The organism is Devosia sp. P3_B2 (genome assembly GCF_056402875.1).
In genome coordinates this window covers 50,979-70,125 of the sequence record NZ_JBFUGO010000007.1, presented here as the reverse complement: position 1 = coordinate 70,125, position 19,147 = coordinate 50,979, and the positions used below count along the sequence as shown (strand labels likewise).

Below are 19,147 nucleotides of genomic sequence, written 5' to 3'. Positions count from 1 at the left end.
CGAAGGAACCACCAACGTGTCGACCACTGAGTATGTGCTGATCCCTCGCACCCCCACCGTCTCCGAGCATCGTGACCTTCGCCGCCTCTCCGGTCTCAGCGAGAAGACCGAGGAAGCGTCGGTTCGCGGCCTCAGGGGAACGCTGTTTGCCGTCGTGATCGAGCACGAAGGGCAGGCCATCGGCATGGGGCGCGTCATCGGCGACGGCGGCACGGCGTACCAGATCGTCGACATCGCCGTCCTTCCTGCGCACCAGAAGCTGGGCCTGGGCAAGCGCATCGTCGCCGCCCTGGTCGATTGGCTCCACGCCAATGCCCCGAAATCCGCCTATGTGAGCCTTATCGCCGATGGCCCGGCCAAGGATCTCTACGCGCAGTACGGCTTCGAACCCACCGCGCCAGCGTCCATCGGCATGGCTCTGCGGATCAAGTGAGCGTGACCGCCAACGGTTTCCATCGTCGAATGACGATGCCATACCTCGACAGCGCCGCATTGCAGGACTATCTAACAGTCAACGGAGCCGGACTCCTCCCCGGACGACAGAAGGCATTCACATGAGCGACATCAACGCGTTCATCGACGACAAGGTGAAGAACAACGACGTGTTCCTGTTCATGAAGGGCACGCCGGATTTCCCGATGTGCGGCTTCTCGGGCCGCGTCGTCCAGATCCTCGGCTATCTCGGCGTCGATTACGACAGCGCCAATGTGCTCGAGAACCAGGAGCTGCGCGAGGGCATCAAGGCCTATGCCAACTGGCCGACGATCCCGCAGCTCTACATCAAGGGCGAGTTCATCGGCGGCGCCGACATCGTCACCGAGATGTTCCAGGCCGGCGAACTGCAATCGCACCTCGCCGACAAGGGCATCGCGGTCAAGCAGACCGCCTGACGCCAGCATCGATGGCTTGAGAACAGGCCGCGCGCCCATCAGGGCCGCGGCCTTTCGCTTGTGCCGCTCAGTACGCCAGCCCGAACTGAATCTCGATCCGGTGGTACTTGCCCCCCTGCCCGGCCCACCGGTGGTAGATCTCACGGCTTTCACCCGAGAACGCGTGGCGAGAGAGCTCGATCTCCTGCACGAGCGGCGCATAGCCTTGGGTGAAGATCGTGCGCATCGGCCCCTGATGCAGCGCACTCGCCACCATGATCGGCTCGAGCTGCTGGACTTCGAACGCGCCATCGTAGCCGTCGGCCCTTACCACCGGACGGCAGAAGCGGACGTCGAACTCGGTCTTGCTGTCCCTCGGCAGATTCCGGCCGATGAATACCCAGGCCCCCGCGACCTCCAGCCCGCAGCGTTCGATATCCGCCTCGATCGCCGCAGTGATCTCCGCGCCCGCCAGTTTGACCTGCGGGATGGTGAGCCTCCGGCTGGCGCTCAGCACCAGCATCGACTCCGTTTCCTTGATTTCCACCGTGTTCGCCCTCGTTGAGCAGGTGAAATTCGGCCACGCTCGGTTAGGAAGCAACCCGAACGCTAGAAATTTCATCCGCTTCGAGGACAATCTTCGGGTAACGGAGGAACAATATGCTCTGCCTCAGGCGGAGCGGCGCACCAGCGCCACGGCCGCCTCGCTGGCGGGAACGTCGGCGGCGAACCGCAGTTCGCGCAGCGGCCGCACCCGGCGCGTTGCCTCGGCATAGGTCGGATGCGCCTTGTAGGCCGCCAGCGCCGCCGCATCGGCGAACTCGGCGTAGACCACCACATCCACATCGTTGCCGATCTGGTCGACCTTGCTGTTGCGGGTCACTTCAAAATGCGTCGAATGCGGAATCGTGCCGAGCAATTCGAGCCCCTCGACGATGGCGTCGAGTTGGTCTGGGTCCTTGGCGGTGAAGAACACGATGTGGCGTATCACGGGCGACTCCGTTGCTGCCCTGTAGATAATCCCCTGCGCCGCGCGATCAACTGCGGCATGGCGTCCGCCATCACTTTGGGTGATCGCACGCATCAGAGAAATGCGTTTCTGTGATCCGTTCGGGGGGTGTAAGTACACGGGGCTCCTCCAATCCTCCGAGTCCCCCGCTCATGTCCTCGATCACCGCCTCCCGTTCCGTGGCGACGCCGCTCGTCGCCCTGATCATCTGTGGCTGCATCATCGCGGCGGTGACCAACGGCATCCGCACCAGCTTCGGCCTGCTGACCCTCCCGATGACCGCCGATCTCGGCCTGACGCGCGAGGCGTGGGGCATGGCCATGGCGATCCAGAACCTCGCCTGGGGCATCGCACAGCCCTTCGCCGGTGGCCTCGCCGACCGCTACGGCACCGCCAAGGTGATCATCGGCGGCCTCTTGGTCTATGCGCTCGGCCTCGCCCTCATGGTGATCTCGCCCAGCGGCTCGGTGCTGAACCTCACGGCCGGTGTTATTGTCGGCGTCGGCATCGCCACCTCGTCCTTCTCCATCGTGATGATCGCGTTCGGCCGCAGCGTGCCGCAGGAAAAGCGCAGCCTCGTGTTCGGCGTCGCTACAGCAGCATCGTCGTTCGGCCAGTTCGCCTTCGCGCCGATCGGCCAGTCCTTCATTACCAATTTCGGCTGGCAGACCACTCTGCTCTACGCCGCCACCATCCTTGCGCTGGTGATCCCGCTGACCTACGCCCTGCGCGGCCGCACCGAGCGGGCCGCCGGCCAGGCCGACCTCAAGTTCATGCAGGCGCTGAGCCGTGCCTGGGGCCATGGGTCCTATCGGCTATTGGTCATCGGCTTCTTCGTCTGCGGCTTCCACCTCGCCTTCGTCAACGTCCACATGCCGGCCTATCTGGTGCAGTGCGGCCTCGCCCCCGAAGTCGGTAGCTGGGCTATCGCCGTCATCGGGCTGTTCAACATCGTGGGTTCGCTGCTCGCCGGCTACCTCGGCGGCCGGCTGCCCAAGCAATTGCTGCTCGCCAGCATCTATTTCAGCCGCGCCGTCGCCATCGGGCTGTTCGTGCTGTTCCCCGTCACCGAGGTCAGCGCCTACATGTTCGCCGCGGCGATGGGCCTGCTCTGGCTCTCCACCGTGCCGCTGACCGCCGGGCTCGTCTCGCTGTTCTTCGGCGCCCGCTACATGGGCATGCTCTACGGCGTCGCCTTTTTCAGCCATCAGCTCGGCTCGTTCACCGGCGTATGGCTGGGCGGCTTCGTCTACGATCACACCGGCTCCTACAGCCTCGTTTGGTACCTGGGCATCCTGCTCGGCCTCGGCTCAGCAGCCCTCCACCTGCCGATCCGCGAACTCAGTGCCAAGTCGTTCCAGCTGAAGCCGGCTCAATAGCCTCAGCCTTTCGTCAGTATTGATCAACGCCGGGTTGCCAAAGGCCGGAGATGCGCGCATCTTCCCGGCCTTTCCGGCCCCCTCCCGGCCATTCTGAGCCCAAACATGTCCAGTACAACTGTTGCAACGCGGGACCTGTCCCGCGTCGAGTTCATTGCCCTTATGGCCGCCCTGATGGCGCTCAACGCTCTCGCGATCGACGTGATGCTACCGGCGCTGCCCTACATGGGCGAGGCCCTCGGCATTAGCCACGAGAACGAGCGGCAGTTCGTGGTCGGCGTCTACATGCTCGGCTTCGGCTTCGCGCAGCTGATCTTCGGCCCACTCACCGATCGCTTCGGCCGGCGCGGGCCGCTGCTCGTCGGGCTGGTGATCTACGTGGTCTGTGCTTTCGCGGCCGTGTTCGCCCCGACCTTCGCCATCCTGCTCGCTATCCGCTTCACCCAAGGGCTCGGTGCCGCCGCGACGCGGGTCATCGCCACCTCGGTGGTGCGCGACAAGTTCTCCGGCCGCGCCATGGCCGAGGTGATGTCGCTCACCTTCATGGTGTTCATGGTCATCCCCATCGTCGCCCCCGGCATCGGCCAGGTGATCCTGCTGTCCGGCCCGTGGCAGTACATCTTCCTGTTCATGGGCGGCCTCGCGACGGTGATCAGCCTGTGGGCGTTCTTCCGCCTGCCGGAGACGCTCCATCCGGAATATCGCCGGCCGCTGCGGCTGAGCGTCATCGCCGAGGGTTTCCGGCTGGTGTTCACTAACCGCTCGGCGCTGTTCTACGGCCTTGCGGGCATGTTCCTGTTCGGCGCCATGTTCGGCTTCATCTCGACCAGCCAGCAGATCTTCGTCGAGATCTTCGGGCTCGGGGCGCTCTTCCCCGTCGCCTTTGCGCTGATGGCCGGCACCATGTCGATCGGTGCCTTCACCAACTCGAAGATCGTGCGCCGCTTCGGCATGCGCCGGCTGAGCCACTTCGCCATCCTCGTCTATGTCGGCGCAGCCTCGATCCTCCTCGCCTTCAGCCTTGGCGGGTTCATGCCGCTCTGGCTGTTCTTCGGCGTGGTGCTGGTAGTGCAGTGGATGTTCGGCTGGGCTGCCTCGAACATGAACTCGCTGTCCATGGAGCCGCTCGGTGCCGTCGCCGGCACCGCTGCCTCGGTGTTCGGCTTCACCCAGACGGTGGGCGGCGCGCTGCTCGGCACCGTCATCGGCCAACAGTTCAATGGCACGGTGACGCCGGTCGTCGCCGGCTACGTGACCATGGGGCTGTTGGCGCTCGGCAGCGTGCTGATCGCCGAAAAGGGCAAGCTGTTCGGCGTGAGCCCGCAATACGCGCACCCCGGAGCCGACGCGGGCCACTAGGCCCCGCCCTAGTCCTTCTTGCGACCTACGAAGATGGTCCAGCCGAGCAGCGGCCGGATCGTCTTCTGGTAGTACATCCAGTCGCTGCGGCTCTTCTCCAGCACCGCGGCATGGTCCGCGTGCTTTGGGTTCTCGCGCGCCCAGGTCAGCGTTGCGTGCCGATGGTGGCTGGTGTAGCGCTCGAAATCCGCCTCCGAGGCACTGATCGTCGCCGACACCTCGGCGCCGTGGCGCTCGACTACCCCCATCATGTCCACGGTATTGGGTGGCAGGATATCACCCTTCGGCACCGCTGGCGGGTGCTTCAGCACCAGGTCGCCCAGCACCACCGACCCGCCGGGCTTGGTCGCCGCCGCCATCCATTCCAGCGCCTGCGGCACCTCCCCGATGGCGAACGAGGCGCCGAGGCAGAGCACGATGTCGTACGAAGCCGGCTCGACCTTGAAGGTCTTTGCCGATGCATTGTGAAAGGTCAGGCGCCCTCGTGCCGGTGGCTTGCGCCGGGCGACCTCGAGAAACCGCGGGTTGATGTCGATGCCGACGCCCTCGATGGCGTGCTTCTCTGCCCATTGCCGCATCAGCCAGGCCTTGCCGCAGCCGATATCGAGCACGCTGAGCCCATCGCGCACGTCGCAATAATCGTCCAGCAACCGGAGCTTGCGGTCGGTGATCGGGTTCTGGATCTCGATATCGCGCTCGGCGATCGCCCAGTAGTTCAGGTTGTCCAAACCGCGTCTCCCCTCGCCGATTTAGACCGCCACTATAGCGTAAACACCTCTGCGCGCAGTAAATTCCAGGTATCGCGATTGCTGGCAATTAGTAGCCCGCCCTCGCGGTGGCTGGGGAGGTAAGCTGATCCGTCGAAGCGCGCCACATAGCCCCCGGCCTCCTGCGAGATGAGGCACCCACCGAGGTGGTCCCACGGCATCAGCTTGTTGAACGCCACAAAGTGCGAAAACCCGGTCGCGAACGTCCGGTAGTCGTGTCCGGCGACCCGATAGTTCGCGGCCACCCGGATCTTGGCGAGGTTGGCCAACACCGTGGGCTTGCTCTCCGCCGGCAGGAAGGTGATCGAGACGTGCCCCACGAGGTCGCCCAACCCCGGCGCCGTCGCCACCTCCAGCCGCCACTGCGTGCCATCCGGCCGCCGCTGCCACGCGCCGCCACCCTTCTCGGCCAGCACCCAATCGTCGCCCATCGGGTCATAGATGATGCCGGCAATGGTCTCGCCGTTCCGCACCACCGCCGCCATGGTGGCGAACAGCGGCAGCCCGGCCGCAAAGTTAGCCGTCCCGTCCACCGGGTCGACCACGATGGCGAACTCGGCGCGGTCCAGCTCATCGAGCAGGGCCGGATTGGCCGCCACCGACTCCTCGCCGACAAACAGCGCCTCCGGCCAGGCCTCGTCCACCGCTGCCTTGATCCGCCGTTCCGCTTGCTCGTCCGCCTCGGTCACGAGATCGATGGCATCCGTCTTCTGCCGCACCATCCCGGCGTCGAGATGCCGGAAGCGCGGCAGGATTTCTGCCTTGGCGGCATCGCGGAGGATGACGGCCAGGCGGTCGATATCGAAGGAGGACATGGTCAACTCTTGGTCGGTGTGGTCGGGTCAGTCGCCGGTGGCGGTCGAAGCGTTCTGCAGCCCGAGGAAGTCGAACAGCTTTGGATCGAGCAGGTGGCTCGGCCGCACATTGCCCAGCGCCCGGATCATGATGTCCTTGCGCCCCGGCATCCGCTTTTCGATGTCGTTGAGCATCGCCTTCATGGCATTGCGCTCGAGCCCCTCCTGCGAGCCGCAGAGGTCGCAGGGAATGATCGGGAAGGCCATGTGCTCGGCAAACTTCTCGAGGTCAGGCTCGGCGCAATAGATCATCGGCCGCAGCACCTCGACGTCGCCGTCGTCGTTCATCAGCCGCGGCGGCATCGCCGCGAGCTTGCCGCCATGGAACAGGTTCATGAAGAACGTCTCGAGGCTGTCCTCGCGATGATGCCCCAGCACCAGCGCCGAGCAGCCCTCCTCCCGCGCGATGCGGTAGAGGTTGCCGCGCCTGAGCCGCGAGCAGAGCGAGCAATAGGTCGCCCCCTGCGGCAGCGTGCTGGTCACCACCGAGTAGGTGTCCCGGTACTCGATCCGGTGCGCGATGCCGTGCTTGGTCAGCCACTCCGGCAGGATGTGCTTGGGAAAGTTCGGCTGCCCCTGGTCGAGGTTGCAGGCGATCAGTTCCACCGGCAGCAGCCCCCGCCACTTCAAATCGAGCAGCAGCGCCAGCATCCCATAGCTGTCCTTGCCACCCGAAATGGCCACCAGCCACTTCTCCCCGGCCCGCGCCATGCCGAACTTCTCGATCGCCTCGCGCATGCTGCGGACGAGGCGTTTCCTGAGCTTGTTGAACTCGACGCTGCGCGGCGCCGCCGCAAACAGCGGATGCGCGCCGGAGAGGTCTTCGGCCAAGGGGTCGGCTTGGGCTTCGAGCACGGCTGGGCTGACGATCTGGTTCATGGGCCGACCTGATACCAAACCCCGCGCCTTACCGGAAGCTTTCGGGGATTTTAACTCGCGGCAAGGTTGGCCTGATTTCTTGCCGGTCGCGGATTTAGTCAGTTAGATGACACGACCTTCCGGAACCCCAAGGAGTCTCCCTTGTTCCGCTCATTCTTCCCCAACCCGAAGATATTCTTTCCGGCGGTAGTCCTGTGGACCGCGCTCTGCATGCTGGCCTGGTTCACCATCGGACCTACTTTGCAGAGTTTCCTCAGCCTCGGCCCCTGGCTTGGCATCGCCCCAACAGAGGCGCAGCCGAACCCCTTCTTCAGCTCCGACAAGGTCTGGCTGTACCAATACATCGTCGCTGCGGGCTATCTGTTCTGCATCCCCTGGTACTGGATTGGAGGAAATCGCCGCTGGTACCGGTGGAGCGTCGTGGGGTCGGTCACGATCGTCGAGGTCGTGTTCTTCAACGTTCAGATCAACGCCTGGCTCAACGACTGGTATGGCTCGTTCTACGACCTTATCCAGCGGGCGCTCGCCACGCCGAACAGCATCACCTTCGACGACTACATGCTGCAGATCCTCACTGTGGCCATCGTGCTCAGTGTCAGCATCACCGTCGTGGTGCTCAATTCCTTCCTTAACTCGCATTATCTGTTCCGCTGGCGCCGGGCGATGTCGTTCTTCTACCAGGCCAACTGGAAGTACATTCGCACCACCGAGGGCGCCGCCCAGCGCATCCAGGAGGATACCGAGAGCTTCTCTTCCATCGTCGAAAACCTCGGCCTGTCGGTCATCGACTCGATCATGACCCTGCTGGTCTTCCTGCCGCTGCTCTGGGGCCTGTCCGAGCACATCACCGAACTGCCGTTCATCGGCCCGGTTCCGGGCAGCCTCGTCTGGGTCGCCCTGATCTCGGCGATCTTCGGCACCGTGCTGCTCGCCACCGTCGGCATCAAGCTGCCCGGGCTGCAGTTCCAGAACCAGCGGGTGGAAGCCGCCTATCGTAAGGAGCTCGTCTACGGCGAGGATCACGCCGAGCGCGCCGAGCCGATCGCCGTCCGCGAACTGTTCATGAACGTCCAGCGCAACTACTTCCGGCTGTACTTTCACTACCTGTATTTCAACGTCGCCCGGTACGCCTACCTGCAGGGCTCGGTGTTCTTCCCCTATATCGCCATGGGCCCATCGGTGGTCGCGGGTGCGCTGACATTCGGGTTGTTCCAGCAGGTCCTGAACGCCTTCGGTCAGGTCTCGGACTCGTTCCGTTTCCTCGTCAGTTCCTGGACCACGATCATCCGGCTGATCTCGGTCTTCAAGCGCCTCAAAGGCCTGGAAGCTGCTATGCCCACTCCCCCGGTCTTCGCGAACGACTACGACGACCCCCGCTATCTCAACTCGCGGGACTCCGAACCGATGCCCGCGGACGCCCCGGCCCCACCGGCTGCGTGACGTCAACAAACCGCAAACAAAAGGGCCGCCCCATCGGGGCGGCCCTTTCCAATTCCGGTGATGCTCCCGCGCGATTAGCGCGAGTAGAATTCCACCACGAGGTTCGGTTCCATCTGGACCGGATACGGCACGTCGGCAAGGGCCGGGACGCGCACGTAGACGGCGGTCTGCTTGCCGTGATCGACTTCCACGTACTCAGGAATGTCGCGCTCGCCGAGCTGGTTGGCTTCGAGCACGATGCCGAGCTGCTTGGAACGCTCCTTGATCTCGACCTTGTCGCCAACCTTCACCTGGTAGGAGGGAATGTTGACGCGCTTGCCGTTGACCAGGATGTGGCCGTGCGACACGAACTGGCGGGCCGCAAACACGGTCGGCACGAACTTGGCGCGGTAGACGATGGCATCGAGACGGCTCTCGAGCAGGCCGATCAGGCGCTCGCCGGTATCACCCTTCACGCGGGCAGCTTCGGTGTAGAGCTTCTTGAAGGCCTTCTCGGTGATCGAACCGTAGTAGCCCTTGAGCTTCTGCTTGGCGCGCAGCTGCAGACCGTAGTCGGAGGTCTTGCCCTTGCGGCGCTGGCCGTGCTGGCCGGGGCCATAGGCACGGTTGTTGAGCGGGGACTTCGGACGGCCCCACAGGTTTTCGCCCAAACGGCGGTCGATCTTGTGCTTAACTGAATCGCGCTTCGACATCGGAATCCTTTCATAGATCGTCGAAAGTGATTGCGCCCTCCTCTGCCCGTCCTTGCGGAACGGACCGACAGATTCCTGAATTTCAGGGAATCCCGGGTGCGCTCGAGGAGCCCGAGGGCTCGACAAGTGGGCGCGTGATAGAGGCGGAACCCGCCGGAGTCAAGCGTCAGGCGGGCAATTCAGCCCGTGTAGCCCTCGATCACCACGATGTCGCTGTATCCCTTGTAGGCCTCGGGGTCTTCGATATCGACCGACGCGATCCAGTAGCCTCTTGGCATGGGCTGCCTCCCTCGGGACGCCGCCCTGCCCCTAGACCATCTTCCTGTCGAGCGTCCGCTGCGTGCGCAGCCCCGGGAACAACCGGCTCCAGATCACCGCTATGGCGATCGAGCCAATGCCGCCGATCACCACGGCCGGGACCGGGCCGATCAAGTGCGCCACCGTGCCGGCACGAAACTCGCCCAACTCGTTCGAGGCGCCGATGAAGACACTGTTCACGGCGTTGACGCGACCGCGCACCTCTTCCGGGGTCCAGAGCTGCATGATGGTTTCGCGGATAGTGACGCTCACCATGTCCGACGCGCCGACCAGCGCCAGAGCGGGGATCGATATCCACGCAGTCGTCGAAAGCCCGAACAGTACCGTGAAGGCGCCGAACAGCCCTACGAACAGGAACAGGAGCCTGCCCGCATGGTCACGGATCGGGAAGCGCGTCAGCACGAGCGCCATGACGATTGCACCGACACCCGGCGCAGCGCGGAGGAACCCGAGCTCCTGCGGTCCGGCGTGGAGGATATCCTTGGCATAGATCGGCAGCAGCGCCACCGCTCCGCCCATCAGCACCGCGAACATGTCGAGCGAAATGGCGCCCAGCACCACCTTGTTCGAAAAGATATAGCGGAAGCCGGCCAACATGGTCTCGAGGCTGGTCGCCTGGTGCGACTCCCGCACCTGCGGCTTCGAGATCATCAGCACCGAGGCCATGGCGATGACCAGCAGCACCGCGCCGGTGCCGAACGCCACCGACGGCGCGATGCCATAAAGCAGCCCGCCCACGGCAGGTCCGGCGATCGAGGCGAACTGCCAGGCCGACATATTGGTCGTAATGGCGTTGGCCAGCACCTCCGGAGGCACCAGGTTGGGCGCCAGCGATTGCGCCGCCGGGCTCCAGAATGCCCGCGCCGTACCGAGCACAACCAGGATGGCGAAGATCGGCCACACCTCATGCGCCTGAGCATTGACGAAAGCCAGGAACCCCAACGCGCACAGCAGTTCGACCCCGAGGCAGATCGCCATGATCAGCCGACGGTTGAAGCGATCGGCGGTGAGGCCGGTGACGAGGATCAGCACCAGCGCCGGCAGGAACAACGAGAGCCCAACCAGCCCGAGCAGGAACGCCTCGCCGGTCACGTCGTAGATCTGCCAGGCGATCGACACCGACATGATCTGCACCGCGAAGCTGACCAGCAGCGTCGTGAGCCAGAAGAAGCGGAAGTTGCGGTAGCTGAAGGCGAGCTTGGATGGCTCGGCGGTGGCGGCTGAGGTCATGGTGCCCGCTGATGCCACGCCGCACAACGGCGCGTCAAAGCATACTTGGCACCGGAGGGCTCAACTTTCGTCAGCGCTCTTCCTCTTGCGCCCCTGTCGCAGGTGCGAGCGATCGATCGACGAAATCACCCCGCGCAGCGTGCGGATCTCCTGCGTCGACAGCTGCGCCCGGCTGAACGCGGCGCGGAGGTTATCGACCATCGTCGGCCGCTTGTCCGCGGTCTTGAAGAACCCGGTCCGGTCCAGCGTCTCCTCGAGGTGCAGGAATAGCCCGATCAGTTCCTCGCGCGGCGCGATCGGATCGAGCCCGCCGGTGAACGGCAGCACCTCGCCCTTGTCCGCCTGCTGGCGCCACTCGTACGCCATCAGCAGCACCGCCTGCGCGATGTTCAGCGATGCGAACGCCGCCTCCACCGGGAAAGTAACGATCGCATCGGCCAGCGCCACTTCCTCGTTATAGAGCCCCCAGCGTTCCCGCCCGAACAGCAACCCGGCCTTGGCCCCGCCGGCAATGTGCGAGATCATCCGCTGTGCCCCTTCCTCGGGACCATAGACCGGCTTCTGCATGTCGCGGCGGCGGGCAGTCGTCGCGAACACGAGCGACAGGTCGGCGATCGCTTCCTCCACCGTCGCGAACACCCGGACCTTTTCGATCACATGGTCAGCTCGCGACGCCGCCGCGATGGCGCGTTCGTTCGGCCACGGGTCGCGCGGGTTGACGATCCGCAGGTCCCACAGCCCGAAATTGGCCATCGCCCGCGCGGTCGTGCCGATATTCTCGCCCAGCTGCGGCTCGCAGAGGATGATGGCAGGGCTCGGCCGATAGCTGAACTCCTGCGACTTGTCGGTTCCGGCCATGCGGCAACTGCTCCCGTTCGGCCGGGAGATAGGGCCTAAGCGGCACCAAGATCAAGCGCGCTGCGTCACGCCACCATGTGGCGGTTGAGTTCCTTCACCTTGGTGCCCCGCAGCCATTCGCGATCGAGGATCGCGAAATGCAGTTCCTCGTCCCATTCGCCCTGGAACAACGCGTGCTCCCGATAATGCGCCTCGAGCCGCATGCCGAGGTCCTTCAGCAGCTTCGCCGAAGGCTGGTTTCCCCCTGAGGTGCGCGCAAAAATCCGATGCAGCCCGAGATCGTTGAAACCGATGTCCAGCGCCGCTCGCACGGCTTCGCGCGCATAGCCTTGCCGGCGCTGTGCCGGGCTGAGAATGAATCGCAGTTCGGCCTGCCCCGCCGTGGCGTCGGTCCAGCGCAGCGACACCTGCCCCACCAGCAGATCGTCGGATTTGCGCACCACGGCGAGCGTGATGATGTCGCCCGGCCGGTGCAGTCGCTGCTGCGCACACATCGCGTCCAGCGCCGCCTTCACCTCCACCCGATCGCGCGCCTTCCAGTCGAGATAGCGCTGCACTTCCGGCAGGGCATGATAGGCCATGACGGCGTCGAGATCGGATTTCTGGAAGTTCCGAAGGACCAGCCTTTCGGTTTCGATAGGAAAATCAGGCATCGACATCTCCGCTCCTCCCACACGATTCAGGTTTACGGCGACAACGCGACTGTCTGATGGCGGTTCCTGCTTAGGCGTTGAAATTTATTGCTAAATCCCCTTGGTCTAGGGGAGAATCGTTTGGCGGCAATGGGACTTAGCGGCCGGCCCCGCTGCGCCACTCGCCTTCCAGCAGCGCATAGACGAACTCCTCGTCCCAGGCGCCCTTGACGAAGCTGTGCTCGCGGAAATGCGCCTCCCGCCGCATGCCCAGCCGCTCCATCACCTTCCACGACGCATCGTTCGCGGCGGCGCAGCGCGCGTAGATCCGGTGCATCCCGGCCCCCTCGAATCCCATCTGCAGCAACACCCGCGCCGCTTCGGTGGCGTAGCCGTGGCCATGAAATTCCGGATGGAAGATGTAGCCGATCTCACCCTGTCGCGACGGCGCGTCGCGCAGGATCAGCGAGAGTTCGCCGATGACGTGCTGCGGCGCCAGCAACTCCGCGGCAAGGAAGACCTTGTCGCCCTCGGCCGCCAGTTCGTGCTGTCCGACCCGCTGCTGTACCACCTCGGTGACGCTCTCGTGGCTCATGGGCCCATCGAACAGATATTTCGCCACGTCCTCGCGTTGCCGATAGGCGAATACCGCGTCGACATCGCCACGGGTGAACGGGCGCAGCCGAAGTCGCTCGGTTTCGATCGGATAGTGAGGCGAATAGAGCATGGGCAAATCGTCTAGAGGCAGCGCCCGCCCCGATCAAGCAGACGGCTTGCGGATGGCAAACACCTGATGTCAGCATGCGCCATGGCCACCGCCGACAAACCCGAGATCGACCTCTCCGCCCGCTGCGCCTGCGGCCGCGTCACGCTGTCGGTGAATGGCCGCATCCGCTCGATGTTCATGTGCTCCTGCGAGGACTGCCAGCGCGCCACCGGCACCGGCCACTCCACCGTGGCGCTCGCCCGCCCTGCCGATGTCACTGTGACCGGCGACACCAGGAGCTTCGCCCGCCCCGCCCATTCCGGCGCCACCCTCACCCGCTGGTTCTGCCCGCATTGCGGCACCCCGCTCTACGCGCAATCGAGCCGCGCTCCCGACCTGCTCATGCTGCCGGTCGGCCTGTTCGGCGCCGCCACGAACTGGTTCGTTCCCAACCAGCTGATCTTCGCTCGCAGCCATCGCGACTGGGATGCTCTCCCCGATGGCCTGCCGCAGCACGACACCTACCGCAAACAGGACCCCATCGCATGAGTGCAGCATCCGACGCGCTGGGCGACCGCCTGCGGCCGCTCCTCGCACCCGGCCTCGTCGAAAAGAAGATGTTCGGCGGCATCGGCTTCATGCTCAATGGCAACATGGCGATCGGCACCACCGCCAAGGGCGACCTCCTGGTCCGCATCGATCCCGAGAAACAGGCCGCGGCCCTCGAGCGCCCGGGCGCTTACCAGATGCACATGGGCACCCGCCCAATGACCGGCTTCATCGCCGTCGACGAAACCGGCATTCCGGACGACGCCGCGCTCGGTGGCTGGATCGCCTACGCCATGCAATTCGCGGAGACCCTGCCCCCGAAATGAAATCCACCTCGACTACCATGACCCACCTCGCCGAGCGCATCCGCGACATCCTCGACGGCGATCCGCGCATCACCGAGAAGACCATGTTCGGCGGCCTGACGTTCCTGCTCAACGGCCACATCCTGGTCGGCTGCAAGAAGGACGGCCGTATCCTGCTCAGCGTCGGCAAGGACAACAACGAAGCCGCCCTCGCCCGCCCCGGCGCCACGCAGATGATCCACGGCGACAAGGCGATGCGCGGCTTCATCTGGGTCGATGCCGACGCCATCGAGGACGACGACGACCTGCGCGACTGGGTGGAAACAGCCGAGCGCTGGGTCGCCGCCATGCCGGTGAAATAGCCCGGCGCCGCCTCCGATCTAGATCGCCGAGAACACCAGTGAGGCGTTCACTCCACCAAAGCCGAACCCGTTCGAAAGCACGTGCCGCAGCGCCTTCTTCTTGGCCACCTTCGGCACCAGGTCGAAGCGCTCGCCGACATCCGGATCATCGAGGTTGAGCGTCGCCGGAACGATGCCGTGCCGGATCGCCTCGATCGAATAGACCGCTTCGATCGCGCCTGCGGCGCCCATCAGGTGGCCGGTCGAGGACTTGGTCGAGGAGATCGCGAGATCCTTGCCGCGGTTGGAGAACAGCGCGCCAATGCCGGCCAGTTCTGCCGCGTCACCCACCCCGGTCGAGGTGGAATGCGCGTTGATGTAGTCGATTTCGCCGGTCGAGAGCCCGGCCATCCTCAGCGCATTGGCCATTGCCACCTGCGCTCCCGCGCCAGTCGGCTCGCCGGAGGTGAGATGATAGGCATCCGCCGACGTCCCGTAACCGGAGAGTATCGCGAGCGGCGTCGCGCCGCGCGCCACGGCGTGGCTCAGCCGCTCGATCACCAGCACCGCCGCACCCTCGGCCAGCACGAAGCCGTCGCGCCGGCGGTCGAATGGCCGCGACGCTGCCTGTGGATCGTCGTTGAACGCGGTCGCCAGCGCCCGTGCCGCGCCGAACCCGCCCACCGAGATCATGTCCACCGATCCCTCGGCGCCCCCGACCACCGCCACTTCGGCCTCGCCCGTCAGGATCAGCCGCATACCGTCGCCGATCGCCTGGGCCGACGCCGCGCAGGCGGTGACCGGCGCCCCGATCGGCCCCTTGAAGCCGTAATTGATCGAGATCCATCCCGCTGCCAGGTTCGGCAGGAACGCCGGCACGGTGAACGGTGACAGCCGCCGCGGCCCCTTCTCGACGATCGTTTCGACCGCATGTGCCATCACCGGCGAGCCGCCGACGCCCGAGCCGATGATCGTTGCCGTCGCCGCCTGCTCTTCCGGTGTCGTCGGGTGCCAGCCAGCCTGGTCCAGCGCTTCCTGTGCCGCCACCAGTCCGTACTGGATGAACAGCCCCATCTTCTTGATATCCTTGGCGTCAATCGCCACCAGCGGATCGAAACCCTCCGGATCATCAGCCTTCTCAGGCACCAGCCCGGCGATCTTGGCGCCGTAGTCGGTTACGTCGAACCGGGTATTTGGCCCGATCCCACTCCGCCCTTCGATCAATCGAGTCCAATTGACGTCTACGCCAACCCCTAGAGGACTGACGGCGCCCATGCCGGTGACGACGATCGGATCAGCTTGAGAGGTCATCGGGTTCTCCGTTCAAGTGTAGATACACGGGCAGCGCCGGAACCGGCCCGCCTAAAGGGAAATCAAACGGCGGCAAGCCGCTTCAGCGTCTTCAGTGTGTCGTCGAAGCCATCGGCGCCGAGTTCCTCGCGGATCTCCGCCTGCGCCTTGCGCCACAGCGGCAGCAAATCGTTGACCAGGGCCTGCCCTTTGTCGGTCAGCCCGCAGATCCGGCCGTTGCCGTGCTCCGCCGCCCGCGAACTGATCAGCCCCATCTTCTCCAGCCGGTCGAGGTTGCGCGTCAGCGTTGTGCGCTCGAACCCACGAGCCTCGGCAAGCTCGCTCACCGTCTGCTCGCCCGCCGCCACGATCGTCCCCAACAACGAGAACTGCGTCGACGTAATCCCGAATGGCCGAGCATAGGCATCATAGCGCCGGGTTATTGCCCGCGCCGCCATCCGGCTGTTCGAAACCATGCACTGGGTGAAATCATCCATGGGCGGATAGATAGTGTGTATATGCACGGTGTCAACTGATCCGGAAATCCGCACCAACTTATCCCCGTGCTCCTCACCCATGCGATCCTCTTCCCGTCACCCACACGGGCGCGGTCGCGTACGGACGGCTGGTGGGGCGACTTCGGTGCCGGGGGAGCCGTCTCCTGGCGGCCGCGGCTATGGGCACCCGTCCACCGTTTCCGTGCTTGGCGCACGGCGTGCGAACGCTTCCTCATGGTCCCCGCAAAAACTCCGAACAGTTCCGGCGTGGCGACGGCCTTTCATCTGCGGACTACCCGCGTGGTCGAAACCCACGCCGGAACCGCCCGACCACCTCAAATCCTGGAACCGAAAGGCCGCCGGGCGCTTCCGCTCGGCCGATTTCATGCTATTAGCCCCCGCATCATATTTTCCGCGCCGCTGAGGAGCTTACGCATGGCCAAGATCAAAGTTGCCAACCCGGTCGTCGATCTCGACGGCGACGAGATGACCCGCATCATCTGGCAGGCGATCAAGGACAAGCTGATCCTCCCCTACCTCGATCTCGACATCGAGTATTACGACCTCTCGGTGCAGAACCGCGACGCCACCAACGACCAGGTGACCGTCGATGCCGCCAACGCCATCAAGAAGCACGGCGTCGGCATCAAGTGCGCCACCATCACCCCCGACGAGCAGCGCGTCGAAGAGTTCAAGCTCAAGAAGATGTGGAAGTCGCCCAACGGCACCATCCGCAACATCCTCGGCGGCGTGATCTTCCGCGAGCCGATCATCTGCTCGAACGTGCCGCGCCTCGTCCCCGGCTGGACCCAGCCGATCATCGTCGGCCGTCACGCCTTCGGCGACCAGTACCGGGCCACCGATTTCACCTTCCCGGGCAAGGGCACGCTGACCATCAAGTTCACCGGCGACGACGGCAAGGTCATCGAGCACGAAGTGTTCCAGTCCCCCGGCGCCGGCGTCGCCATGGCGATGTACAACCTCGACGAGTCGATCCGCGATTTCGCGCACGCCTCGTTCAACTACGCCATCAACCGCAAGGTCCCCTGCTACCTCTCGACCAAGAACACCATCCTCAAGGCCTATGACGGGCGCTTCAAGGACATCTTCCAGGAGATCTTCGAGAGCGACTACAAGGCCAAGTTCGACGAGCTGAAGATCTGGTACGAGCACCGCCTGATCGACGACATGGTCGCCTCGGCGCTGAAGTGGTCCGGCGGCTATGTCTGGGCCTGCAAGAACTACGACGGCGACGTGCAGTCCGATATCGTGGCCCAGGGCTTCGGCTCGCTCGGCCTGATGACCTCGGTGCTGATGACCCCCGATGGCAAGATCGTCGAGGCCGAGGCCGCCCACGGCACCGTCACCCGCCACTACCGCCAGCACCAGCAGGGCAAGGAGACCTCGACCAACTCCATCGCCTCGATCTTCGCCTGGACGCGCGGCCTGCAGCACCGCGCCAAGCTCGACAACAATGCCGAACTGGCGAAGTTTGCGCTGACCCTCGAGAAGGTCTGCGTCGACACTGTCGAAGCGGGCCAGATGACTAAGGATCTCGCCCTGCTGGTCGGCCCGGACCAGAAATGGCTCTCGACCCTCGGCTTCCTCGACGCCATCGACGCCAACCTGCAGAAGGCCATGGCTGCCTGATCGGCGCCTGCGAAGCGACGATGACCAACCCAGCTCCGATCGTCGTCGCCAGTGCCGTCGATCGGAACTTCCTGCCCATGATCGAGGTCGTCGCGACCTCGATCGCCGCCACGGTAAAGACCGACCGTCCGGTTGAGTATCACGTGCTCTACATGGGCCCGGCTACCCGCCTGAGCCGGCGTCTCCGGGGCTGGCAACGTGGTGCCGTAACGATCCACCTGCACCCTTTCGCAAATCCCTGGGACCGCTTCGGCCGGGTGAGCGGTCTTCCGCCTTCGACGCTTGGCAGGTTCTCGCTGCCGGAAGTGCTGGCCGACAAATCCCGGGTCATCTACCTCGACAGCGACGTGGTCGTTGAAGCCGACCTTGCGGACCTCTTTGATGCTCCCCTCGATGGCAGGCCGGTCGGCGCCGTCATCGACCGCCACGTGATCGAGGAGGCCCTGAAGCCGGTTGCTGGCAAGGATCGGCACCGTGCCGATTTCTTTGCGTATCTGACAGACTTCCTCGAACTCGAAACCGAGCAGCAGATACGCGACTATCGTCAGGGCGGCGTCCTGCTGATGGACCTGGACGCAATGCGCGCGATGAACTTCGCTACCCAGATGGGCCAGGTGCTCGAGCAGAAGGCGCACGGTCTGCGCTATGCCGATCAGTGCGCGATCAACCACCTGCTGTCCGGCCAGATGGCAGTGCTTGATCCTCGCTGGAATGTGCTGGCGCACAGTATGACGCCGGACGAGTCAGTCTCTGTCCTCCCCGGTTTCGAAGACTATGTCGCCTTGCAATGGAGCCAGCCCTTCATTGTCCATTTCGCCGGCAAGAAACCGTGGCTCAGGCGGCGGATACCCGGCGCCGAGCTGTGGTGGCGGCGCGCCCGGGAGTCAGGTCGCGGTACACAATTCTACCTTGGTTATGTCCAGGAACGCGTGAAGCGACTCGTCGACCTCTCCAAGCGCAAGCTCTTGGGTACCTAGATAATTCCTGGTTGCGCCCGTGGTCCCGAACGGTCCGCTCCACCTCACCAAATTGTGCAGAGAAACTAACTCCCCTGTCGTCCGGCAAAGATATGCTCCGGTCAACGAGGGCAGGTGCGATGGCTGCAGGTACCAAAGACGATCCGTGGTTGCTCAAGACTCCACCCGGTTCGAGCGATATCACGCTCTATCGTGCGCCCGACGCGGTGCCGCCGGCGCTTGTCTGCGTCGCCGGGGGCACCGAACTCCGCTACCAGCTTCGCGCCATCGAAGACCTCCACGCCATGCTGAAACAGCACGGGGACTGGATGGAACTCGGCAACGCTGATGAACAGAAGGACGCCAAGCCCGGCACCGTGGAGGCTTGGGCCCGCTCACCCGACAATCCGGTCGGCGGCTGGTATGGGCTGAAGAAGGGCTTTCGCGGGCGTTTCGCCAACTACGTCACCCCGGTCCTCGAGGCCCTCGGACTGGTCGAACTGGAACACGGACCGCGCAACAACCGGGTGCGTGCAATCTAGTACGACTGCTCCAAAATAGAGACGA

23 protein-coding genes are annotated in these 19,147 nt (G+C 64.5%); 11 read left to right on the top strand and 12 right to left on the bottom strand.

From position 1 onward, the window contains the following. Positions 1-16 precede the first annotated feature (16 nt). Complete coding sequence (locus tag AC1DV8_RS11940) at positions 17-433, top strand: GNAT family N-acetyltransferase (RefSeq protein WP_477157613.1); 417 nt, start codon at positions 17-19, stop codon at positions 431-433. Positions 434-554: 121 nt separating this feature from the next. Beyond that, on the top strand, positions 555-890 hold the full coding sequence (gene grxD / locus AC1DV8_RS11935; protein ID WP_477149570.1) for a Grx4 family monothiol glutaredoxin: 336 nt from the start codon (positions 555-557) through the stop codon (positions 888-890). A gap of 67 nt (positions 891-957) precedes the next feature. Here the strand turns inward: grxD and AC1DV8_RS11930 are convergent, their stop codons facing one another. Further along, on the bottom strand, positions 958-1,416 hold the full coding sequence (locus AC1DV8_RS11930) for a GyrI-like domain-containing protein (RefSeq protein WP_477157612.1): 459 nt from the start codon (positions 1,414-1,416) through the stop codon (positions 958-960). Between the two features lie 123 nt (positions 1,417-1,539). Further along, a complete protein-coding gene (locus AC1DV8_RS11925) occupies positions 1,540-1,860 on the bottom strand; it encodes a Dabb family protein (protein WP_477149571.1) in 321 nt (106 codons plus the stop codon). 170 nt (positions 1,861-2,030) lie between these two features. Between AC1DV8_RS11925 and AC1DV8_RS11920 the strand changes: the two genes are divergently transcribed. Further along, positions 2,031-3,257 carry an MFS transporter gene (locus AC1DV8_RS11920; RefSeq protein ID WP_477149572.1) on the top strand — a complete coding sequence of 409 codons (1,227 nt, stop codon included), beginning with the start codon at positions 2,031-2,033 and terminating at the stop codon, positions 3,255-3,257. A 105-nt stretch (positions 3,258-3,362) separates the two neighbouring features. Continuing rightward, positions 3,363-4,616 (top strand): multidrug effflux MFS transporter, encoded by a 1,254-nt coding sequence (locus AC1DV8_RS11915; protein ID WP_477157611.1) that lies wholly within the window; start codon positions 3,363-3,365, stop codon positions 4,614-4,616. A gap of 8 nt (positions 4,617-4,624) precedes the next feature. Here the strand turns inward: AC1DV8_RS11915 and AC1DV8_RS11910 are convergent, their stop codons facing one another. The 3 genes from AC1DV8_RS11910 to ttcA are packed head-to-tail and all read right to left on the bottom strand — an operon-like array spanning position 4,625 to position 7,116. Beyond that, entirely contained in the window at positions 4,625-5,344 is a 720-nt protein-coding gene (locus AC1DV8_RS11910; protein ID WP_477149574.1) for an SAM-dependent methyltransferase, read from the bottom strand. A gap of 32 nt (positions 5,345-5,376) precedes the next feature. Further along, entirely contained in the window at positions 5,377-6,198 is an 822-nt protein-coding gene (locus AC1DV8_RS11905) for an inositol monophosphatase family protein (protein ID WP_477157610.1), read from the bottom strand. 27 nt (positions 6,199-6,225) lie between these two features. Next, positions 6,226-7,116: a tRNA 2-thiocytidine(32) synthetase TtcA gene (gene ttcA / locus AC1DV8_RS11900; protein WP_477157609.1), complete on the bottom strand. Its 891-nt coding sequence runs from the start codon at positions 7,114-7,116 to the stop codon at positions 6,226-6,228. A gap of 141 nt (positions 7,117-7,257) precedes the next feature. On the opposite strand from ttcA, the gene sbmA reads away from it, so the two are divergent. Next, positions 7,258-8,556, top strand: a complete 1,299-nt coding sequence (gene sbmA, locus AC1DV8_RS11895) for a peptide antibiotic transporter SbmA (protein ID WP_477157608.1) — start codon at positions 7,258-7,260, stop codon at positions 8,554-8,556. A gap of 74 nt (positions 8,557-8,630) precedes the next feature. On the opposite strand, the gene rpsD is transcribed toward sbmA, so the two are convergent. The 5 genes from rpsD to AC1DV8_RS11870 form a co-directional block, all read right to left on the bottom strand. Next, complete coding sequence (gene rpsD, locus AC1DV8_RS11890; protein WP_477149578.1) at positions 8,631-9,248, bottom strand: 30S ribosomal protein S4; 618 nt, start codon at positions 9,246-9,248, stop codon at positions 8,631-8,633. Positions 9,249-9,557: 309 nt separating this feature from the next. Further along, entirely contained in the window at positions 9,558-10,796 is a 1,239-nt protein-coding gene (locus tag AC1DV8_RS11885; RefSeq protein WP_477157607.1) for an MFS transporter, read from the bottom strand. Positions 10,797-10,856: 60 nt separating this feature from the next. Continuing rightward, complete coding sequence (locus AC1DV8_RS11880; protein ID WP_477157606.1) at positions 10,857-11,654, bottom strand: RNA methyltransferase; 798 nt, start codon at positions 11,652-11,654, stop codon at positions 10,857-10,859. A 65-nt stretch (positions 11,655-11,719) separates the two neighbouring features. Next, positions 11,720-12,307 carry a GNAT family N-acetyltransferase gene (locus AC1DV8_RS11875; protein WP_477149581.1) on the bottom strand — a complete coding sequence of 196 codons (588 nt, stop codon included), beginning with the start codon at positions 12,305-12,307 and terminating at the stop codon, positions 11,720-11,722. Between the two features lie 136 nt (positions 12,308-12,443). Next, positions 12,444-13,013 carry a GNAT family N-acetyltransferase gene (locus AC1DV8_RS11870; protein WP_477157605.1) on the bottom strand — a complete coding sequence of 190 codons (570 nt, stop codon included), beginning with the start codon at positions 13,011-13,013 and terminating at the stop codon, positions 12,444-12,446. 81 nt (positions 13,014-13,094) lie between these two features. Here AC1DV8_RS11870 and AC1DV8_RS11865 point away from each other — a divergent pair, with 81 nt between their 5' ends. The 3 genes from AC1DV8_RS11865 to AC1DV8_RS11855 are packed head-to-tail and all read left to right on the top strand — an operon-like array spanning position 13,095 to position 14,208. After that, positions 13,095-13,541: a GFA family protein gene (locus AC1DV8_RS11865; protein WP_477157604.1), complete on the top strand. Its 447-nt coding sequence runs from the start codon at positions 13,095-13,097 to the stop codon at positions 13,539-13,541. Continuing rightward, complete coding sequence (locus tag AC1DV8_RS11860; RefSeq protein WP_477149584.1) at positions 13,538-13,867, top strand: TfoX/Sxy family protein; 330 nt, start codon at positions 13,538-13,540, stop codon at positions 13,865-13,867. The genes AC1DV8_RS11865 and AC1DV8_RS11860 overlap by 4 nt, the downstream gene beginning before the upstream one ends. Continuing rightward, entirely contained in the window at positions 13,864-14,208 is a 345-nt protein-coding gene (locus AC1DV8_RS11855; RefSeq protein ID WP_477149585.1) for a TfoX/Sxy family protein, read from the top strand. The genes AC1DV8_RS11860 and AC1DV8_RS11855 overlap by 4 nt, the downstream gene beginning before the upstream one ends. An 18-nt stretch (positions 14,209-14,226) precedes the next feature. On the opposite strand, the gene fabF is transcribed toward AC1DV8_RS11855, so the two are convergent. Continuing rightward, on the bottom strand, positions 14,227-15,498 hold the full coding sequence (gene fabF, locus AC1DV8_RS11850; RefSeq protein WP_477157603.1) for a beta-ketoacyl-ACP synthase II: 1,272 nt from the start codon (positions 15,496-15,498) through the stop codon (positions 14,227-14,229). A gap of 62 nt (positions 15,499-15,560) precedes the next feature. Beyond that, positions 15,561-16,055 (bottom strand): MarR family winged helix-turn-helix transcriptional regulator, encoded by a 495-nt coding sequence (locus tag AC1DV8_RS11845; RefSeq protein ID WP_477157602.1) that lies wholly within the window; start codon positions 16,053-16,055, stop codon positions 15,561-15,563. Positions 16,056-16,409: 354 nt separating this feature from the next. Here AC1DV8_RS11845 and AC1DV8_RS11840 point away from each other — a divergent pair, with 354 nt between their 5' ends. The 3 genes from AC1DV8_RS11840 (at position 16,410) to AC1DV8_RS11830 (ending at position 19,122) form a co-directional block, all read left to right on the top strand. After that, on the top strand, positions 16,410-17,624 hold the full coding sequence (locus AC1DV8_RS11840; RefSeq protein ID WP_477149588.1) for an NADP-dependent isocitrate dehydrogenase: 1,215 nt from the start codon (positions 16,410-16,412) through the stop codon (positions 17,622-17,624). Between the two features lie 20 nt (positions 17,625-17,644). Further along, positions 17,645-18,601 carry a glycosyltransferase family 8 protein gene (locus AC1DV8_RS11835; protein WP_477149589.1) on the top strand — a complete coding sequence of 319 codons (957 nt, stop codon included), beginning with the start codon at positions 17,645-17,647 and terminating at the stop codon, positions 18,599-18,601. Between the two features lie 119 nt (positions 18,602-18,720). Next, positions 18,721-19,122 carry a DUF6855 family protein gene (locus tag AC1DV8_RS11830; protein WP_477157601.1) on the top strand — a complete coding sequence of 134 codons (402 nt, stop codon included), beginning with the start codon at positions 18,721-18,723 and terminating at the stop codon, positions 19,120-19,122. The last annotated feature ends 25 nt before the right edge of the window (positions 19,123-19,147 follow it).